Genomic DNA, 16,927 nt, shown 5'->3' with positions numbered 1-16,927 from the left:
TGCAATCTTCATTTATCGCTTGACTTTACATATTCTGATTTATTAATCTTCATACTGCTTAACAACAATGGAGGGGAAAATGCCGACCTATGAATATAAATGCAAAAAGTGCGGCCACGAATTCGAGCTTTTTCAAAAAATGAGCGATCCGGCCGTAAAAGATTGTCCCAAATGCAAAACGGGTAACAGTGTGGTAAAAATAATAGGAAGCGGTTCGGGTATAATTTTCAAAGGATCCGGCTTTTACGAAACCGACTATAAAAACCCCAAAAGAAACAATAATGAGAGCTGCCGGAACTGCCCGGCTAAAGACAATTCATGCCCGAAAGACAAGAAATAATGACAGAAGAAAGAAAACAATTCCCCTGTCCCAGATGCAGAAATGCGGTGGAAAAAGGCTCAAAGTTTTTCCCGTTCTGCTCCCATCACTGCAAATACAGCGATCTTTACGGATGGCTCGAAAACACATACAGGATCTCAACGCCCTTAAACGATGACAGCCATCCCGAAGAAAAAGAGCCGGAAGAAAAATAAAATTTCCCTCCGGCCCGCACTCTGCTGAAAAAATAAATTATTTCTCTTTTCCTTCTTTCCGCGCCGCGCAATAAACCTGAGACATCATTCTCACCCCGATAATTTTTCCGTAAGGCAGTGTAATAATTCCGCCTATATAACACGCCAGGAAACCTATCGAACTGACAACACATGAAATCAGGCCTGCAATAATATAATCAAGCCATTTCGACTTTACTTCATTGAAAATCTCTTTCACCTTGAAAGCATCTTCGAACTTTGAATTCTGACAATACCCGGCCAGCGCCACAAAAACAACCGGCGCCATGACAAGAAGAAGAACAAAAGCTATCAGAGGAAAAGCCAGCATGGAAAACACCAGCCTTACCACAAAAAGCACAAAAGAGAACACTATGCCGTACATAATGCATACTACCCACGGCATAAGCCCTTCCATAAAGATTTTCCCCATATCATCCCACTCGGGAAGTTTAGCTTCAGCGCCGCCTTTAAACTCGGCAATACTTGATTTTAAAAACCTTATTATATATCCTGCCGCGAATATGCTTGTTACCACATTCACAATGGGTATTATAAGTGTCGCCCCGAGAATAAGGAGCTTAACCGCCCATTTACTGTCCTTCGAAGGATATTTTAAAGCCTGTTCAATTTGAAAACGCATAGTTACAACCTCCTTTTAATGAATTTTCAATAACTTCCGCCCTGTTCCGCAACCCCAGCCATAATTCCCATTGTCATAAGAGCTATCCATATCAGAATACCGAGAATCATAAGGACAGTGCCTATAATACCTATTATCATACCGGCCTTTGCCATTCCTTCCCCCGCCTTGGGAGAAAGGCCCTTTTTTATATCAGAGAGCTCAATTGCACCTAATATCCATGCTACTATTGCAAGAGGGCCGCAGCATAAGATACCCACAATTCCCAATACCAGCGATGTAACCGCTCTTCCGCTTGCCTTATCGGCTAACGGAACGACTTCGGGCGCTTTTACAGGTTCGTCCATATAAACCTCCTTTGGATTTTTTCAATTAAAATGTAAATATATCTTTATAATCCATGAAAGAATGATAAAAGCCGCAATAAACCATCTAACACGAACCGCCATAAGAAAAAAATACATGTAATCAAGCGGTTTACTTAGGATAAAACAATATCCCGAATAAAGCAAAAAATAAAAACCCGAAAAAAATAACAGGCCCGCAAACGGGTTTGCTTTAAAACCTTCAGTAAACCCGCCTTTCGCCAGGTAAGCAAAGGCAGTGGTCGATCCGCAGAACGGGCACGGAATCCCGGTGGTTTCATAGAACAGGCACGGCGGAAGAAACAGATTTTTGTGAGTCCCCACTCCGTCTGTAGAAGGCGTTAAAGAAAAAGAAACCGCATAGACGAACAAAAGAAAAATCAGCAACGACAAATTAAAAGCGGCTCTCTTATCAAAAAAATATTTTTTTACTGCGTTCAAACTATTTGTTATCATAAACTTAGAGATTATAATATGTTATGACTTCAGGCTTCAAGAAATATTTATACCGTATCAATTAAACATTATAATTTTTGCATTTAAAAGTGATTTCCAATATTATGTTTATCGTGAAAAAGGGTATTGAAAAATATTTCAAAGAGAAAGCATCCCTGATAAACAGGCGTCTTGACAGGCTGCTGCCTGATGCCGGCAGTCATCCGTCTCCTCTCTTTAAAGCTATGCGCTACAGTGTCATGTCCGGAGGCAAAAGAATCAGGCCCATAACAGCCATTGCCGTTTGTGAAGCCCTCGGGGGAAAAGAAAAAGATGTTATCGACTTCGCGTCCGCAATCGAAATGGTACACTGTTATTCCCTGATACATGATGACCTTCCTTCGATGGACAATGACGATTTCAGGAGAGGGAAACCTACATGCCACAGGATATTCGGGGAAGCTATTGCCATTCTTGCCGGAGATGCGCTCCTGAACCTGGCGTTTGAGACCGTCATATTTTCCAAATCACCTAAAAAGGAAGCTGCGATGAAATCGCTGTCTCTGAATGCGGGGCTCCATGGTATGGTAGCCGGGCAGTGCGCTGATATCATTTCGGAAAACAAAAAAGTATCACGCAGGGAACTCCTTTTCATACACAGGAATAAAACCGCGGCGTTGTTCTCCTGCGCCTGTGAACTCGGGGCAATAGCAGCCTCAGCCGGACTGCGCAACACAAAAAAGATGAAAGAACTCGGATATAATATAGGTATGTCCTTTCAAATATCGGATGACCTGCTGGATATCACAGGGAACGAAAAAGAAGTGGGAAAAAAACTGAGAAAAGATTCATCCGCAGGCAAAAACACTTATCCTTCCATCTTTGGAATAGGGACCGCCCGGCGGCATTTTCTTGAATACTCTGCCGCGGCAGCCAAAATCGCGGAATCTCTCAAGGCAAAAGGCAGGATCTTAAAGGATATTACGACATTTCTTACAAAAAGGAGCGCGTAACATGAAAATATCAGTTGTAATGGCCGCCTATAATGAAAAAGAAACTATAAAGAAAATAATGGAGAGTGTGCTTTCCGTGAAAAATATCCATGAGCTGATCGTAGTGGACGACGGTTCCAATGACGGGACAACGGAAACCCTTGAAAGAATAAACAATCCTAAGGTTATCAAACTTTTCTCGGATAAAAACTACGGTAAAGGCCATTCCCTGAGAAAAGGTTTTGAAAAAGTCACCGGCGATGTGGTCATTATCCAGGATGCCGATCTTGAATATAACCCGGCGGAATATGAAAAACTGGTCGCTCCCATCATAGACGGCAAAGCTGATGTTGTTTTCGGCTCAAGATTTATCGGCGTTCCCCACAGGGTCCTTTTCTTCTGGCATTATATAGGGAACAGATTTCTCACTCTTCTTTCCAACGCGCTTACAAACATAAACCTCACGGATATGGAAACCTGTTATAAGGCCTTTAAGTCTTCCATCCTGAGCGAAGTAAAATTCAAATCACAGCGCTTTGGCTTTGAGCCGGAATTCACCGCTAAAATGGCAAGAAAAGGCTACAGGATATATGAAACATCCATATCTTACAGCGGAAGAGATTATAAGGAAGGCAAAAAAATAACATGGAAAGACGGGATAGCCGCAATCGGGCACATATTGAGATTCAATCTTTTTGACCGTTAAGGGAAGGCCTTCCTCTTTTTCTGTCTATCAACCCCAGGACGCCGAATTTTTCAAATCTCCTGTAATTCTGGTAAAAAGCTTCTCTCGTTACATGGTATTTTTTGCATATCATAGTTATATTGGGATTAGGTATCGTAGCCGCCTCACGTATCATCTCAAGCCTCATCTGGATAGGATCGCTTTTATTTATGAAATCTGAGAGTTTATACATTCTTCTTTTGTTCGATTCCTCATTTTCGCCGTTTCCCTCATCCGAAATCTTATTTAACCTGGATGGGTTAACGCCAAGCTCTTCGCCTGTCCCGAGTTCTTCCTCAAGCTGGCTTATACTCTTGTCGATAATCCCGATAATCCCATTTTGTCTGAATTTCTTATTCAATATGTAAAAGTCCTGCCTGAAAAAGTTAAAAAATTTGCAGATCTTATGTATATTGGGTTTACTGGCAGAGTAGACTATCCGTAAAAACTCATATTTCCGTATTATGTCATCTTCAATAGGATACTTATACTCATAATTTCTCCAGACAAGGCTCTGTTTAAACTTTTCGATAAGTTCATCTATAATCGTGTAGAGGCGCTCCTTCTCTATGGGTTTGCATATATAATCATCCGCCCCGAGTTTCATGGCTTTGACCGCGATATATTCCGAACCGGCGCCCGTAAGTATGGCGACAAGGACTTCAGGATACTCTTTTTTTATCTTCGAAAGCACTTCAAGCCCATCCATACCGGGCATAAGATAATCAAGAATAACAACCTGAGGCAGGATATTCCTTATCACCTCAATAGCATCCTCGCCGTTCGCAGAGGTTGAGACCTGATAACCTCTTCTTTCAAGCAGCTCTTTCAGGACATCTCTTATGCCGGGTTCATCATCTACAATTAGAATACGGTTGCAAAACATCTCTCTTCACCTCTTTTAACAAAACAAATTCATAACTTTAAGCTGGCAGTCTCCTATCCTGTAAAGGCGGGTAAAAATTAATTATAACCTCAGAAGATTTTATTGTCCATAATTTTTAACATATTCTGCCGGAAAGAATAACAATTAAATAATCTGTCTTCATTTTTATTTGACTTACCGGCTGCTATTCCAATATAATGATAAACTTGGTTTTTATTATATATATATATGAAAATATTATGGAAAACAAAGACCAATTACAGCAAGTATTGATTGATAAGGGCATCACACCCGATTCCCTGTCTTACCTCAGCAGGTATTTCGGCTTTGAAACATTTAAAGCCGGTCAAAAAGCCGTCATCGAAAAGGTCATTGAAAAGAAAAACATACTTGCGGTAATGCCTACGGGGGGCGGGAAATCCCTGTGTTACCAGCTGCCGGCGCTCATTTTCAAGGGAATCACAATAGTCATTTCTCCGCTCATATCACTTATGAAGGACCAGATAGATGACCTGAATGAACTTTTTATAGAAGCGACTTTTATCAACAGTTCGATATCCGCAAAAGAACAGGAAAACCGCATAAATAAAGCCCGAAAAGGCATGTATAAGCTTCTTTACATAGCGCCCGAAAGGTTCAGAAGTAAAAAATTCGTAGACCTTCTTAAAACAATAAAGGTGGAATTGCTCGCCATAGATGAGGCCCATTGTATATCCACTTGGGGCCATGATTTCAGGCCTGACTATTTAAGGCTCCGGCATTTCATAAAACTTATGGATAATCCCGCCGTCATAGCGCTGACGGCGACAGCAACACCGGAAGTCCAGCAGGACATAATAAAACAGCTTGATATCGGCAAAACCGAGGTAATAGTCACAGGTTTTGACAGGGAAAACCTGATCTTCAGCGTTATACACACCCCTACAAAAAAAGACAAACATGCGGTCCTTAAAGACGCCTTAAAACGCAACCACGGTTCTGCGATAGTATATGTGGGAACGAGAAAAAAAGCTGAATCAACTTCTGAATTTCTGAAATCAATAAGCGTAAAAGCCATGGCTTACCATGCGGGGATGGATGACAAAGAGCGTGAAGAGGTCCAGAACAATTTTATGAACGGAAAGACTCCCGTGCTTGTGGCCACAAACGCGTTCGGAATGGGAATAGACAAAGACGATATAAGATACCTCATACATTATGATATACCCGGAAACATAGAAAGTTATTATCAGGAAGCAGGAAGAGCCGGGCGGGACGGCAAAAAATCATGGTGCATACTTCTCTACTCGCCTTCGGACATAAAACTGCAGGAATACTTCATTGACCAGAGTTATCCCTCAAAAGAACAGATATTCGCGGTGCACAATTTCCTTATTGACCAGGAAGAAAACCTTATATCAAAAACAAGGGAAGAAATCAGAAAACAACTCCATGTGGAAATGAGCGAACAGGGAATTTCAAGCGCTTTGCGCATATTAAAAAAAGCCGGAGCCGTTGACATATTGTCGCGTTCGGATAACATCGCATCCGTCAAATTCAGCATGAAACCCGAAATAATCACGGAGGAACGGAAAAGTAAAATCCAGAAATTCATCACTTCCGCAATCATAAAAAACTCGCAAAAAGACCCTGAAGATGAACTGAGATTCTCTTTCCCGATGTCAAAATTAATCCAATCCCTTGACCTTACTCCGGACCAGATCATCCGCGGGCTCAACAACATGGGCAAACAGAACATAATAGAATATATTCCTCCGTTCAGAGGGAAGACCATACTGATAAAAGACCGCGTCACTCCTTTTGAAAAACTGAATATAGACTGGGAAAAACTCAATGAAATGAGAGACAGGGAAATCAAAAAGCTCTACCAGATAGTTCAATATGCCACATTAAACGAGTGTCGCAGAAAAATGCTTTTAGAATATTTCGGGGAAAAATACGCTCATGACACATGCCCGGGATGCGATGTATGCATAGGCCGTGAAATCCTCAAGGAAGAACCGAAAATCGAGGAAACGGCATATACTTCAAAAGAAGCCGCGGCGGCAAAAAATATATTAAAGTGCGTTGATGAAATCGAAGAACCTCTCATAAAAATACGCGTGGCGCAGATATTGACCGGTTCCAAGGCGATTGTAATCAAACAAAACGGATACGACAAACTGAACAGCTACAACTCGGTCCAGGAACAGCTTGAATCCGTTATGGAAATTATAAATAAACTTGTCATGGACGGGTTTCTCAGGGTAAGCGGGGCCGAACACCCTGTTATACTGCTTAATAAAAAAGGCAAAGACATCATCCTCGGAAGAAAAGACTTGAAGATTGCCGAACTCCTAGTTGTCAAGACCGCCGAGCGGCAGGTGGATTCTATCGAGGAAAGTATTGTCAGAAAAATCGAAGAAAACCCGGATAATCCCGAAATCCTTTATGAAGCCGGAAATTTCTACCTGGGACAGGCAAAAAAACTCATAAAAAACGGGGAATCCAGGAAAGCTATACAATACTCCGAAAAAGGCAGCATGTTCCTGCAGAGAGTCATTGAGGAATTTCCCGCTTCTGGAGCCTCAAAAAAAGCCTCTATGGTATTCCGGCAGGGATACGAAAACCTGTCTCATAAAGAAATTGATTTCAGCCCTATTGTAAATAATATCCCGAGCTGTCCGAGATGCGGGTCAAAAATGGTGCTGAGAGAAGGTGAATTCGGAAGATTCTGGGGATGTTCGGAATATCCCTATTGCAGGGGCACGGTAAAATATTAGGTTTTAATGAAAACCATACCTATAATATTTTTAGACTCTTACTTCATTGTCGTTTCAAAACCCGCCGGGATACTTTCGGTTCCCGCCCCCGGAAAAAAAGAAGCCGCCTCTTTATCTGTTATTCTTCCGGGACAGCTGAATGAGAAACATCTCTTCCCCTGTCACAGGCTTGATAAAGAAACATCCGGATTAATTATCTTTGCAAAAGGCACTGAAGCAAGAGATAAAATGTTCGCCCTTTTCAAACAGCGCACAGTCAAGAAAAGATACCTCGCGTTTATCCAGGGCAGACCGGGCAAAATAACAGGCGCCGTCAGTTCTTTTATAGACGGCAGAAAAGCTGTCACAAAATACACCGTTTTAAACACGTACAGGCATTTCTCGGTTATAGAAGCTGAACCTGTTACCGGCCGCAGGAACCAGATACGCATACATATGAAATCAATCGGGCATCCCATAGTAGGAGAGCGGAAATTTTCATTCGGAAAGGATTATGAACTTAAATTCAGGCGCTGCGCCCTTCATGCCTACAAAATAGAATTCATCCATCCTTATACCGGAAAACTTATATGTCTGAGAAACGCCTTGCCGGATGACATGAAGGCTTTCCTGGAAAAAAATAACGCTCTTCTTCGCCTGAGGTAAAATCAGTTTCTTTTCAGTTCGAACTTTGTGTATTTTTTAACCGATGACACCGCCTGACTGAAATAGACGGGGTCTCCGCATGACACCAGAGATATCATTTTCCCGTTTTTAAGGGCAAGATAAAGGACATTTACATCCCCGGTCGTACTTTTATCCGACAGGTCCATATCTATGAAATCGGTGGCGAGATAACCTATGTCCTTATAAGGGATAGCCCTATCCTGAATGCACAAAAATCCAAAATACCTTTTCAAAAACAGTTTTTCCGCGCGGTTATCAAAATAAACTTTCTTCCTGAAAAGAGCGGGTATAAATATCAGAAGCATGTTTATAAGCAGTATTATAAATATATAATTTATAAAACTCGAGAAACTGGCAAAGTATATATAAGCGACGTTGACCGCCATCAAAACTATAAAAGAATAAATTATATAATTCAGCGAAGCGGCAGATATAATCACCCTGTCTTCGCTGGCGTCCAGCACCTTCCCTATATCCATAGTTACCGCCGTATATATTGATTTTTTATATTATTATCATATTTACATCTTTTTTTAAATAAGCAATAATACTATTCTTATGGGAATTAATTTATGAATTACAAAAAAATCTTATTCATATTTTTCGCCCTGCTTGCAACAGCAGTTGCGTTTTACACGCTTTACCTCAGGTTTGTGATAAAAGAACGGTTCTCAAATCCGGACAACCTGCTGACATTCATACATAACGTTGATTCCCCCGAAAATAATTGTTCATTCGCTCTTTTCGGAGACTATTCCGACACAAAACGGCTCATATGGTATGTATTCCGTTTTGAAGGACAGTCAGAAAACACGCCGATTGAAATACCTGCCGGATTTCTTGAAGCAAAAGACCGGAAACATATGCATTTCAAGGACAATCTGCTCACATGGAATGTATCTTCCGCAAATTTCGATGTTTACAATCCCACCATCAAAGTTGTCGGGGGTAAATACCTTGTTTTCGACAGGGGCGGAATCCATCACTTCCTGTATGATATAAAAAACCCGCAGAAATTATTCGAGGACAATAATCCATGGCTGACGTTCATATATTCCGAGGAGGGCAAGTTTATCGATTCGCCGACAGATAAAACTGAGATGGGCGCGATGTTTAACAAATGGAAAATCGAAAATATGCATGATAAGATTACATCTGTCATACAAGAAACCGATTAATTAATGATTGCCTACATCAAACATTTATTTGCAGGATTTTTCTTTATTTCTGAGAGCCATGGGCAGGCATAGTTCAAACATTTTAGCTTTTCATTTCCGTCATCCCGCGGCAAGATAGATTCTTCCAATGGACAAAACAGAAAATACTCATGGCAAAAACGGCGCCCAGGGCGTCGGAAAGCATATCTTTTTGAGCGTCCCATACGTCACCCTGTGAACCCAGCACGGCAAGGCCCGCAGATTCATCTGCGCAGACAGCATACAGCCATTCGAATATTTCGTAAATGGACGCCACAGCAAAAATGGCGAATATCGGGAATAGAATCAGGATAAACTTATTATGGGTAAGTTTCCTGAAAAAAATGACTTCCGCGACGGGATAAGCGAAAAAACCTACCGTAAAATGAGAGACACGGTCGTAATTATTGCGCGCGCATCCGAAAATATTATTAATAAAATCAAACGGCACCCTGCTGAAAGTATAATAACCCCCTATTGTGTGGAGTATTACCAGAAATGACATAAGCACACAGCTTAACGTCGAAAATTTGAAGAACTTGTAGGCAATTACAATAGCGGTAACAAGCATCATAATCGGAATATTTTCAGCCCACCATACAGAACGGTCGTACGGGGAAACCGCACAGATAATAAATACCGCGATATATATGCATAATAAAATAACGGGTATCAGTTTTTTCATGTCAGTTCTTCCGCTTCTTGCTATTTCAGAAGACAGGTATATGAGCCTATTTTATTTTTATCCTATATCTTCTCCCAATCCTCTATCCTACCGGCAGTTTTTCTGAATAAAGGATGGGTTTCTATTTTTGCCCGGTTTCTCAATATATTATATTTAACCTTATCTCTTTCTTTTAATTTTTTCAATAAATGAATAACCTCAAATTGCACCTGGCCTGTAGAAACACTTATTTTGCCTGACGATCTTACCGACCCTATTTTTTGCGCATTGAATTTAAAATTTCTCTTATTTGATTCTTCCCATACGCCTTTTAAATAATTATTGACGGCATTCATGGGTGAGGACTGCCTTTTAAATCTCAGCAGTTGGGGATGATATTTATAACCCCTGGTTTTATTCTGCAGGACGGATTTCGCCAGAAGCGCTTCTCTCCATAAGGCAACAAGCCCCCTGGTATCCAGATATTTCGGGTGAATTGACCATAATCTCATATATTAGCCTTAAAGTATACTTTGCGCGAAGAGCTGTGTCAATTCCGGAGAGAGAGAGAGAGATTACCCCGCCGATGGCGGAACTGGCACCCCCGAGACGAATCGAACGTCCGACACCCGGTTTAGGAAACCGGTGCTCTATCCCCTGAGCTACGGGGGCGCTGTTATCCAAATCTACTTTCTATGTCTTCCCACTAAAAATAAATCCCAATACATTTATTAAACATCTCTCCAACACCCCCGCCGAATATCCCCTGAGCTTGCCCGCCAATGCTGTGTGGCGGGCTACGGGGGCGTAATAATCAGATTAGAAAAATATACGATATGGATAAAAATTGCAAGTGAAAATACTTTGGCAGGGTTTAAAATTCCATCAAGGAATACGTATTATACTTTTTAAGCTTATCAAGCCCTTTCAGGAACGTAAGGTTGATCAAAAAGCATATAGCGACAATTTCCCCTTCGAGTTTCTCGACAAGTTCGGTCGAAGCCTTCATTGTGCCTCCTGTAGCAAGCAGGTCATCCACCAGAAGGACCCTTTCCCCTTTATTGATTGCGTCACTGTGTATTTCAACACTGCTTATGCCATATTCAAGGGTATAATCCGCGTTAAGGGTCGTGTGAGGGAGTTTTCCTTTTTTTCTGATAGGCACAAAACCGGCGCCCAGCTTATACGCAAGAGCCGCACCGAAAATAAAACCGCGGGATTCAATGGCGGCAATCTTATCTATTTCTTTATTCCTGAATTTTTTATACATAATATCTATTGTTCGGCTGAAAAGTTGCCCGTCTGCCAAAAGGGGTGTTATATCCTTAAAAATTATTCCAGCTTTGGGAAAATCAGGAATATCTCTGATAGCTTTTTTTAAAATCTCCGACATTATCCACCCCCCGCTTATATCGCCCAGTTCTCTTTTGTCTTACTAATCAGTTTCCTGAGCTTTTTCATGGCTGTCTGTTCTATCTGACGCACTCTTTCTCTCGTAATCTTATATTTTTTGCCGATTTCCTCAAGCGTAAGGTTTTCCCCGCCCTCTATGCCGAACCTCAGGCGTAATATTTCCGCTTCGCGGGGAGCAAGTTCTTCAAGAAGAATCTCGATTTCTTCCTTAAGCAGTATAGCGCCGACTTCTTTTGTGGGGTCGGGCGCCTGTTTATTCTCTATAATCTCAATAAGTTCATCCGTACCGTTTTCACCGCCCATAATACTGTAAAGGGAACTGGGAGATGTTGAAGCATTCTGGATTTCAAGGACTTTGGATACAGATATATCAAGTTCCTGCGCAATATCCTGTGCCGAAGGGTCCTTGTGATTTTTCTGGGTAAGCTCACGGATAACTTTTCTTACAGTGGAAAGTTTCTCTATCATATACACCGGCACGCGGATAGTTTTGCCCTGGTTTGCAAGCGCGCGCATAATAGATTGCTTTATCCACCATGAAGCATAGGTACTGAGTTTACAGCCTTTTCTTATATCATACTTTTCCACTGCTTTAATAAGACCAAGGTTGCCTTCCTCAACAAGGTCAAGAAAAGGCAACCCTATATTTTCATAACGCTTTGCGATTGAAACAACGAGCCTCAGATTGGACCTTATCAAACATTTATGGGCTTCCGTGTCGCCCTTTTTCGCTTTTCTGGCCAAATCTTTCTCTTCTTCAGGAGAAAGAAGAGGTATCGAACCGATATCTCTCAAATATAAGCGAATAGGGTCGCTAATCGAGCTCATTTTACTCCGTTAACATTTTTTATTTCCTGTTGTTTCTCAATGCAGCCTGTGCCGCCGCCAGCCTTGCAATCGGAACCCTGTAAGGAGAACAACTTACATAGCTAAGGCCTGTTTTATAACAGAACTCGATGCTTTTCGGTTCTCCGCCATGTTCACCGCAGATTCCGAGTTTGATGTCTTTATTTACTTTTCTCCCTAATTTTACCGCTATCTCAACCAATTTTCCAACACCATCTGTGTCAAGCACCTGGAACGGGTCATATTCATATATCCCCATGGCCACATAGTCGGGAAGAAATTTCCCGGCGTCATCCCTGGAAAATCCGCAGCCCATCTGCGTCAGGTCATTCGTTCCGAACGAGAAAAAATCCGCATATCCGGCAATTTCATCCGCTGTAATCGCCGCTCTCGGAACTTCTATCATTGTTCCTATCTTATATTCCACTTTTGTCTTTCTCTCTTTAAAGATAGCCTGAATCTCCTTTTCGGCGGATTCCCTGGCTATCTTAAGCTCTTTATAGTTTCCTACCAAAGGAATCATTATCTCGGGTTTTACTTTTATGCCTTTTGCTTTGACGTTCAAAGCGGCTTCTATTATAGCTCTGACCTGCATATCGGAAATTTCAGGGTAAATAAGCCCGAGCCTGCAGCCTCTGTGACCGAGCATAGGATTGAATTCATGAAGGGAATCGACTTTATCTTTAATCTTCTCGACAGAAACTTTCATGACTTCCGACATTTCCTTCTGGCCCGCTTCATCATGAGGAAGAAATTCGTGAAGCGGCGGGTCAAGGAGTCTTATCGTGCATGGATAACCTTTAAGCGCCTTGAATATGCCTTCGAAATCTTTTCTCTGCATGGGCAGTAGTTTTTCAAGGGCTTTTTTCCTGCCTTCAATGCCATCAGCAAGAATCATTTCCCTGAAAGTGATAATCCTGTCGCCTTCGAAAAACATATGTTCGGTTCTGCAGAGCCCAATGCCTTCCGCGCCGAATTTCACCGCTACTTCCGCATCGTGCGGAGTATCGGCATTTGTCCTCACGCCAATGGTCCTGTATTTATCCGACCACTGCATAATTTTCGCAAAATTACCGGCAAGCGACGGCTCGACAGTAGCGATTTTATCCAGATAAACATTCCCGCTTGAACCGTTCAATGATATCCAGTCGCCTTCCTTAACCTTAACTACTCCGGCAGTCATCTCTTTTTTCTTATAATCAATCCTTATTTCTCCCGCACCGGCGACACAGCATTTTCCCATGCCTCTCGCGACTACCGCGGCATGGCTGGTCATTCCACCTCTTGATGTAAGTATTCCTTTCGCGACATTCATACCTCCGATATCTTCGGGAGAAGTTTCTGTCCTGCAGAGAATGACACTTAATCCTTTTTTAGCCCACTCTTCGGCATCATCCGCGGTAAACACAACCTGGCCGGAAGCGGCTCCCGGGGAAGCAGGAAGACCTTTTGAAATGACTTTTGTTTCTTTTTCGGCTTTAGGATCGAACATCGGATGTAAAAGCTGGTCAAGCTGGGCCGGGTCAATTCTTAAAATCGCTTCTTTCTCGGTTATAAGTTTTTCTTTTACCATATCGGCGGCAACTCTAACCGCGGAAGCGGCTGTCCTCTTCCCGCTTCTTGTCTGAAGCATATAAAGCTTGCCTTCCTGTATGGTAAATTCAATATCCTGCATATCTTTGTAATGGTGTTCAAGTTTCTTCCTTATATCAAGGAGCTGTTTATAAGCGCTTTTGTTCACTTTCTGTAATGTTTCTATAGGGTTGGGCGTCCTTATTCCGGCAACAACATCCTCTCCCTGGGCATTCATAAGGTACTCACCGTAAAACTTGTTTTCACCCGTGCTGGGATCTCTTGTAAACGCGACACCCGTCCCGGAAGTATTACCCATATTCCCGAACACCATAGCCTGGACGTTCACCGCCGTGCCCAACAGTCCTTTAATATCGTTTATCCGGCGGTATTTGATAGCTCTGTCATTATTCCATGAATTAAACACCGCATTTATGGAGTATTCAAGCTGTTCTATCGGGTCTTCAGGAAATCTTTTGCTGGTATATTTTTTGAATACGGATTCATACTTTTCGACAACCTCTTTAAGCATCGCGGCGTCAAGATCAGTATCCTGTTTTGCCCCGTACTTATCTTTTACCGCCTGAAGTTCATGTTCGAAAGCTTCGTGTTCGACTTCCATAACCACATCACCGAACATCTGAATAAACCTCCTGAAAGAATCCCATGCGAACCTTTCGTTGCCTGATTTTTTTATCAGGCCTTCGACAACAACCGGGTTGATACCGAGGTTAAGAACCGTATCCATCATTCCCGGCATTGATACGGCCGCGCCTGACCTTACCGATACAAGAAGAGGATTTTTCGGGTCGCCGAATGAAGCGCCCATATCTTTCTCAAGCTTTTTAACCCCCGCAAGAACCTGTTCTTTAAGCCCTGAAGGCCATTTTTTCCCGCTCTTATAGAACATATCACAGGCTTCGGCAGTAATAGTAAAACCCGGAGGGACAGGAAGGCCAAGATTGGTCATTTCGGCGAGATTAGCCCCTTTACCCCCGAGTAGGGATTTCATTTTTGCTTGTCCTTCCGCCTTTCCGCTTCCAAAACTGTATACAAATTTCTTCGACATTTTCTGATTCTCCTTCCAATTATCTTTTAGATATTTTCTATTCTTTTTCTCAATTCAACTTCGATATCGCTTTCCGGTATCCTTGTCTGCTGCATAGAATCTCTCTCGCGGAGCGTAACGGTATTATCTTTAAGGGTCTGGGAATCCACGGTAAAACAGAAAGGGGTGCCGGCTTCATCCATTCTCCTGTAACGTCTCCCTATTGAACCTCCGTCATCATAAAAAACTTTCAACTTGCTCTTAAGCCTGTCGTATATCTTACCGGCAAATTCATCCATTCCGTCCCTGTTAACAAGAGGCAGTATAGCGGCCTTGATAGGAGCTATCCTCGGCGATAATTTCAGAACTATTCTCTCTTCCTCTTCATGGAAAGCGTCTATAAGGCATGTCAAGAGTGTCCTGTCACAGCCCGCCGAAGTCTCAATAATGTTCGGTATATACCTTATTTTCTTTTCATCGTCATAATATGTAAGATCTTTTCCGGAAAATTCCGTATGCTTTTTGAGGTCGTAATCTGCGCGGTGATGTATCCCTTCAAGTTCCGACCATCCGAACGGAAATTCATACTGGATATCAAACGCCTTTTTCGCATAATGAGCCAGTTCTTTTTCATCATGCTCGTGGAACCTGAGTTTTTCGGGGTTAATGCCGAGGCGCAGATACCACTGATACCTGATTTCCTTCCATTGTTCCATAATCTGCATCGAACCCCCGGGTTCAACAAAATACTGCATTTCCATCTGTTCGAATTCTCTGGTCCTGAAAATAAAATTGCCGGGTGTTATCTCGTTCCTGAAAGCCTTTCCTATCTGCGCAATGCCGAAAGGTATTTTTTTTCGCGAAGAGTTTAAAACGTTAAGAAAATTTACATAAATACCCTGCGCAGTTTCAGGCCGCATATAAATAACATTTGCGCTGTCTTCCACGGGCCCCATAAACGTTTTAAACATAAGATTAAAACTTCTCGGCCGGGTAAGTTCTCCGCCGCAGGAAGGGCATTTTTCAGAATTCATCTCATCAGCCCTGAAACGCATCTTACATTTTTTACAGTCTACAAGAGGATCTGTGAAATGTTCTACATGTCCGGAAGCCTCCCATATCCTGGGATGCATAAGTATGCTTGAATCTATCCCCTCGATATCATCGCGCTCATATACCATCGACTTCCACCAGAAATCTTTTATATTCCTTTTCAATTCGCTTCCCAGAGGACCGTAATCCCAGCAGCTGTTCAAACCGCCGTAAATTTCCGATGACTGGAATACATATCCTCTCCTTTTGCATAAGGAGACAAGTTTAGACATTTTGTCATTGGTATTTTTTTTCATAATGATAAAAACTCAACCTTTATCCGAATTTTTTTCTTTTTTTTAAAATGGAGGCTAAAAAATCAAGAGATTTTAACGGTTTGGGCAGAACAAAGTCAAGCAATAACCGTACAACGGGAGAAATTTTGCGAAGTTCGGCATTTTTCGCGGATAAGTACGCATTTTCACCTATGCCCCCGCGCACTATTTCATCCATCGCCATGGCAAGGCTGCGGCTGATAAACACTTTTTTGCCGGTTGGCGCGCACTTATTACATCTTATATCACCCGAAGGCGTTATGAAAAAAGGCCCCGTTTTATCCCCGCAGGCGCCGCACTCCGAAAATAACCCGACAAAACCTGCCAGATACATTGACCTTAATGCATATATGACCAGATACCTTACAGGGCTCTCTCCCTCTTTATTCTGAGACAACCTGTCCAGCACAAAACACAGTTCCCTGAATATAGATGTTTCGTCATTCTCAAAACTTGTTATCATGGCCGTTATCTCAATAACAGTCGTCGCCACAGCATAGGTCTCGGATCTTTTCATTATACCGGAAAAATTATTTATCACCTCAAGAGAAGATACCGTGTCCAATTCCCGGTCTTTCACCCTTTTTAACTCAACATCATATAAACCGAAAACCTGGAGTTTCGAATATCTGCTTTTTAATTTTTCAACTCCTTTCAATACGGCTTTTATCTTGCCCAGGCAGGGGGTAATAAACACAGCGACCCTGCTGGATTCCCCATATTTATAAGACCTCAATAAAATAGCCTGTGTTTTCTGGTTCATAAGACAACCGGAGTGAATGAGGGGAAAAACATT

19 protein-coding genes and 1 tRNA gene are annotated in these 16,927 nt (G+C 42.2%); 7 read left to right on the top strand and 13 right to left on the bottom strand.

The features are described from left to right. Nucleotides 1-79 precede the first annotated feature (79 nt). The gene (locus tag M0R36_07335) at nt 80-340 is read left to right on the top strand and encodes a zinc ribbon domain-containing protein (GenBank protein ID MCK9555611.1); all 261 of its coding nucleotides are present in this window, start codon (nt 80-82) and stop codon (nt 338-340) included. Further along, entirely contained in the window at nt 340-534 is a 195-nt protein-coding gene (locus tag M0R36_07330) for a DNA gyrase inhibitor YacG (protein MCK9555610.1), read from the top strand. Before M0R36_07335 ends, M0R36_07330 begins: the two co-directional genes overlap by 1 nt. A gap of 37 nt (nt 535-571) precedes the next feature. Here the strand turns inward: M0R36_07330 and M0R36_07325 are convergent, their stop codons facing one another. From M0R36_07325 to M0R36_07315, 3 genes are read right to left on the bottom strand one after another with little or no spacing between them, the layout of a single operon-like run. Next, the gene (locus M0R36_07325; GenBank protein MCK9555609.1) at nt 572-1,195 is read right to left on the bottom strand and encodes a DUF4013 domain-containing protein; all 624 of its coding nucleotides are present in this window, start codon (nt 1,193-1,195) and stop codon (nt 572-574) included. A gap of 26 nt (nt 1,196-1,221) precedes the next feature. Next, nucleotides 1,222-1,542 (bottom strand): DUF4190 domain-containing protein, encoded by a 321-nt coding sequence (locus M0R36_07320; protein MCK9555608.1) that lies wholly within the window; start codon nt 1,540-1,542, stop codon nt 1,222-1,224. 21 nt (nt 1,543-1,563) lie between these two features. Next, on the bottom strand, nt 1,564-2,001 hold the full coding sequence (locus M0R36_07315; protein ID MCK9555607.1) for a DUF2752 domain-containing protein: 438 nt from the start codon (nt 1,999-2,001) through the stop codon (nt 1,564-1,566). A 119-nt stretch (nt 2,002-2,120) separates the two neighbouring features. On the opposite strand from M0R36_07315, the gene M0R36_07310 reads away from it, so the two are divergent. Together M0R36_07310 and M0R36_07305 are read left to right on the top strand one after the other, a co-directional pair. After that, the gene (locus M0R36_07310; protein ID MCK9555606.1) at nt 2,121-3,008 is read left to right on the top strand and encodes a polyprenyl synthetase family protein; all 888 of its coding nucleotides are present in this window, start codon (nt 2,121-2,123) and stop codon (nt 3,006-3,008) included. A gap of 1 nt (nt 3,009) precedes the next feature. Beyond that, nucleotides 3,010-3,693 carry a glycosyltransferase family 2 protein gene (locus tag M0R36_07305; GenBank protein ID MCK9555605.1) on the top strand — a complete coding sequence of 228 codons (684 nt, stop codon included), beginning with the start codon at nt 3,010-3,012 and terminating at the stop codon, nt 3,691-3,693. Here M0R36_07305 and M0R36_07300 read toward each other — a convergent pair. Then, nucleotides 3,674-4,597, bottom strand: a complete 924-nt coding sequence (locus M0R36_07300) for a response regulator (protein ID MCK9555604.1) — start codon at nt 4,595-4,597, stop codon at nt 3,674-3,676. The two genes, M0R36_07305 and M0R36_07300, sit on opposite strands and share 20 nt — an antisense overlap. 197 nt (nt 4,598-4,794) lie before the next feature. Between M0R36_07300 and M0R36_07295 the strand changes: the two genes are divergently transcribed. Both M0R36_07295 and M0R36_07290 read left to right on the top strand, forming a co-directional pair. Further along, entirely contained in the window at nt 4,795-7,359 is a 2,565-nt protein-coding gene (locus M0R36_07295; GenBank protein MCK9555603.1) for a RecQ family ATP-dependent DNA helicase, read from the top strand. A 6-nt stretch (nt 7,360-7,365) separates the two neighbouring features. Beyond that, nucleotides 7,366-8,004, top strand: coding sequence for an RNA pseudouridine synthase (locus M0R36_07290; GenBank protein MCK9555602.1), 639 nt, complete (start codon nt 7,366-7,368; stop codon nt 8,002-8,004). A gap of 2 nt (nt 8,005-8,006) precedes the next feature. Here M0R36_07290 and M0R36_07285 read toward each other — a convergent pair whose 3' ends face one another. After that, nucleotides 8,007-8,504 carry a hypothetical protein gene (locus tag M0R36_07285; protein ID MCK9555601.1) on the bottom strand — a complete coding sequence of 166 codons (498 nt, stop codon included), beginning with the start codon at nt 8,502-8,504 and terminating at the stop codon, nt 8,007-8,009. Between the two features lie 93 nt (nt 8,505-8,597). Between M0R36_07285 and M0R36_07280 the strand changes: the two genes are divergently transcribed. After that, the gene (locus tag M0R36_07280) at nt 8,598-9,203 is read left to right on the top strand and encodes a hypothetical protein (protein ID MCK9555600.1); all 606 of its coding nucleotides are present in this window, start codon (nt 8,598-8,600) and stop codon (nt 9,201-9,203) included. An 82-nt stretch (nt 9,204-9,285) separates the two neighbouring features. Here M0R36_07280 and M0R36_07275 read toward each other — a convergent pair whose 3' ends face one another. The 8 genes from M0R36_07275 to recO all read right to left on the bottom strand — a co-directional run bounded on the left by M0R36_07275 (nt 9,286) and on the right by recO (nt 16,894). Beyond that, nucleotides 9,286-9,906 (bottom strand): DUF2238 domain-containing protein, encoded by a 621-nt coding sequence (locus M0R36_07275; protein MCK9555599.1) that lies wholly within the window; start codon nt 9,904-9,906, stop codon nt 9,286-9,288. A 62-nt stretch (nt 9,907-9,968) separates the two neighbouring features. Then, nucleotides 9,969-10,397, bottom strand: a complete 429-nt coding sequence (locus tag M0R36_07270; protein MCK9555598.1) for a pyrimidine dimer DNA glycosylase/endonuclease V — start codon at nt 10,395-10,397, stop codon at nt 9,969-9,971. Between the two features lie 84 nt (nt 10,398-10,481). Beyond that, nucleotides 10,482-10,557: transfer RNA gene (locus M0R36_07265), tRNA-Arg, on the bottom strand. A gap of 202 nt (nt 10,558-10,759) precedes the next feature. Next, nucleotides 10,760-11,281, bottom strand: coding sequence for an adenine phosphoribosyltransferase (locus M0R36_07260; GenBank protein ID MCK9555597.1), 522 nt, complete (start codon nt 11,279-11,281; stop codon nt 10,760-10,762). A gap of 11 nt (nt 11,282-11,292) precedes the next feature. Continuing rightward, a complete protein-coding gene (locus tag M0R36_07255) occupies nt 11,293-12,126 on the bottom strand; it encodes a sigma-70 family RNA polymerase sigma factor (protein MCK9555596.1) in 834 nt (277 codons plus the stop codon). Nucleotides 12,127-12,145: 19 nt separating this feature from the next. Then, complete coding sequence (gene ppdK / locus M0R36_07250) at nt 12,146-14,785, bottom strand: pyruvate, phosphate dikinase (protein MCK9555595.1); 2,640 nt, start codon at nt 14,783-14,785, stop codon at nt 12,146-12,148. Between the two features lie 26 nt (nt 14,786-14,811). Beyond that, nucleotides 14,812-16,113, bottom strand: coding sequence for a glycine--tRNA ligase (locus tag M0R36_07245; GenBank protein MCK9555594.1), 1,302 nt, complete (start codon nt 16,111-16,113; stop codon nt 14,812-14,814). Nucleotides 16,114-16,132: 19 nt separating this feature from the next. Then, the gene (recO, locus tag M0R36_07240) at nt 16,133-16,894 is read right to left on the bottom strand and encodes a DNA repair protein RecO (GenBank protein ID MCK9555593.1); all 762 of its coding nucleotides are present in this window, start codon (nt 16,892-16,894) and stop codon (nt 16,133-16,135) included. Nucleotides 16,895-16,927: the final 33 nt, after the last annotated feature.

The sequence above is a fragment of the bacterium genome (genome assembly GCA_023228325.1).
Taxonomy (GTDB): Bacteria; Auribacterota; UBA6266; order UBA6266; family UBA6266; genus UBA6266.
Note: the sequence above shows the minus strand (reverse complement) of the source record. Positions and strands in the feature narration are given on the sequence as shown.

Excerpts from the sequence above, each read along its gene's own strand:
- M0R36_07335 (MCK9555611.1), top strand. The coding sequence starts at position 80 with ATGCCGACCTATGAATATAAATGCAAAAAGTGCGGCCACGAATTCGAG.
- M0R36_07330 (MCK9555610.1), top strand. The coding sequence starts at position 340 with ATGACAGAAGAAAGAAAACAATTCCCCTGTCCCAGATGCAGAAATGCG.
- M0R36_07325 (MCK9555609.1), bottom strand. The coding sequence starts at position 1,195 with ATGCGTTTTCAAATTGAACAGGCTTTAAAATATCCTTCGAAGGACAGT.
- M0R36_07320 (MCK9555608.1), bottom strand. The coding sequence starts at position 1,542 with ATGGACGAACCTGTAAAAGCGCCCGAAGTCGTTCCGTTAGCCGATAAG.
- M0R36_07310 (MCK9555606.1), top strand. The coding sequence starts at position 2,121 with ATGTTTATCGTGAAAAAGGGTATTGAAAAATATTTCAAAGAGAAAGCA.
- M0R36_07305 (MCK9555605.1), top strand. The coding sequence starts at position 3,010 with ATGAAAATATCAGTTGTAATGGCCGCCTATAATGAAAAAGAAACTATA.
- M0R36_07300 (MCK9555604.1), bottom strand. The coding sequence starts at position 4,597 with ATGTTTTGCAACCGTATTCTAATTGTAGATGATGAACCCGGCATAAGA.
- M0R36_07295 (MCK9555603.1), top strand. The coding sequence starts at position 4,795 with ATGATAAACTTGGTTTTTATTATATATATATATGAAAATATTATGGAA.
- M0R36_07290 (MCK9555602.1), top strand. The coding sequence starts at position 7,366 with ATGAAAACCATACCTATAATATTTTTAGACTCTTACTTCATTGTCGTT.
- M0R36_07285 (MCK9555601.1), bottom strand. The coding sequence starts at position 8,504 with ATGGATATAGGGAAGGTGCTGGACGCCAGCGAAGACAGGGTGATTATA.
- M0R36_07280 (MCK9555600.1), top strand. The coding sequence starts at position 8,598 with ATGAATTACAAAAAAATCTTATTCATATTTTTCGCCCTGCTTGCAACA.
- M0R36_07275 (MCK9555599.1), bottom strand. The coding sequence starts at position 9,906 with ATGAAAAAACTGATACCCGTTATTTTATTATGCATATATATCGCGGTA.
- M0R36_07270 (MCK9555598.1), bottom strand. The coding sequence starts at position 10,397 with ATGAGATTATGGTCAATTCACCCGAAATATCTGGATACCAGGGGGCTT.
- M0R36_07255 (MCK9555596.1), bottom strand. The coding sequence starts at position 12,126 with ATGAGCTCGATTAGCGACCCTATTCGCTTATATTTGAGAGATATCGGT.
- ppdK (MCK9555595.1), bottom strand. The coding sequence starts at position 14,785 with ATGTCGAAGAAATTTGTATACAGTTTTGGAAGCGGAAAGGCGGAAGGA.
- M0R36_07245 (MCK9555594.1), bottom strand. The coding sequence starts at position 16,113 with ATGAAAAAAAATACCAATGACAAAATGTCTAAACTTGTCTCCTTATGC.
- recO (MCK9555593.1), bottom strand. The coding sequence starts at position 16,894 with ATGAACCAGAAAACACAGGCTATTTTATTGAGGTCTTATAAATATGGG.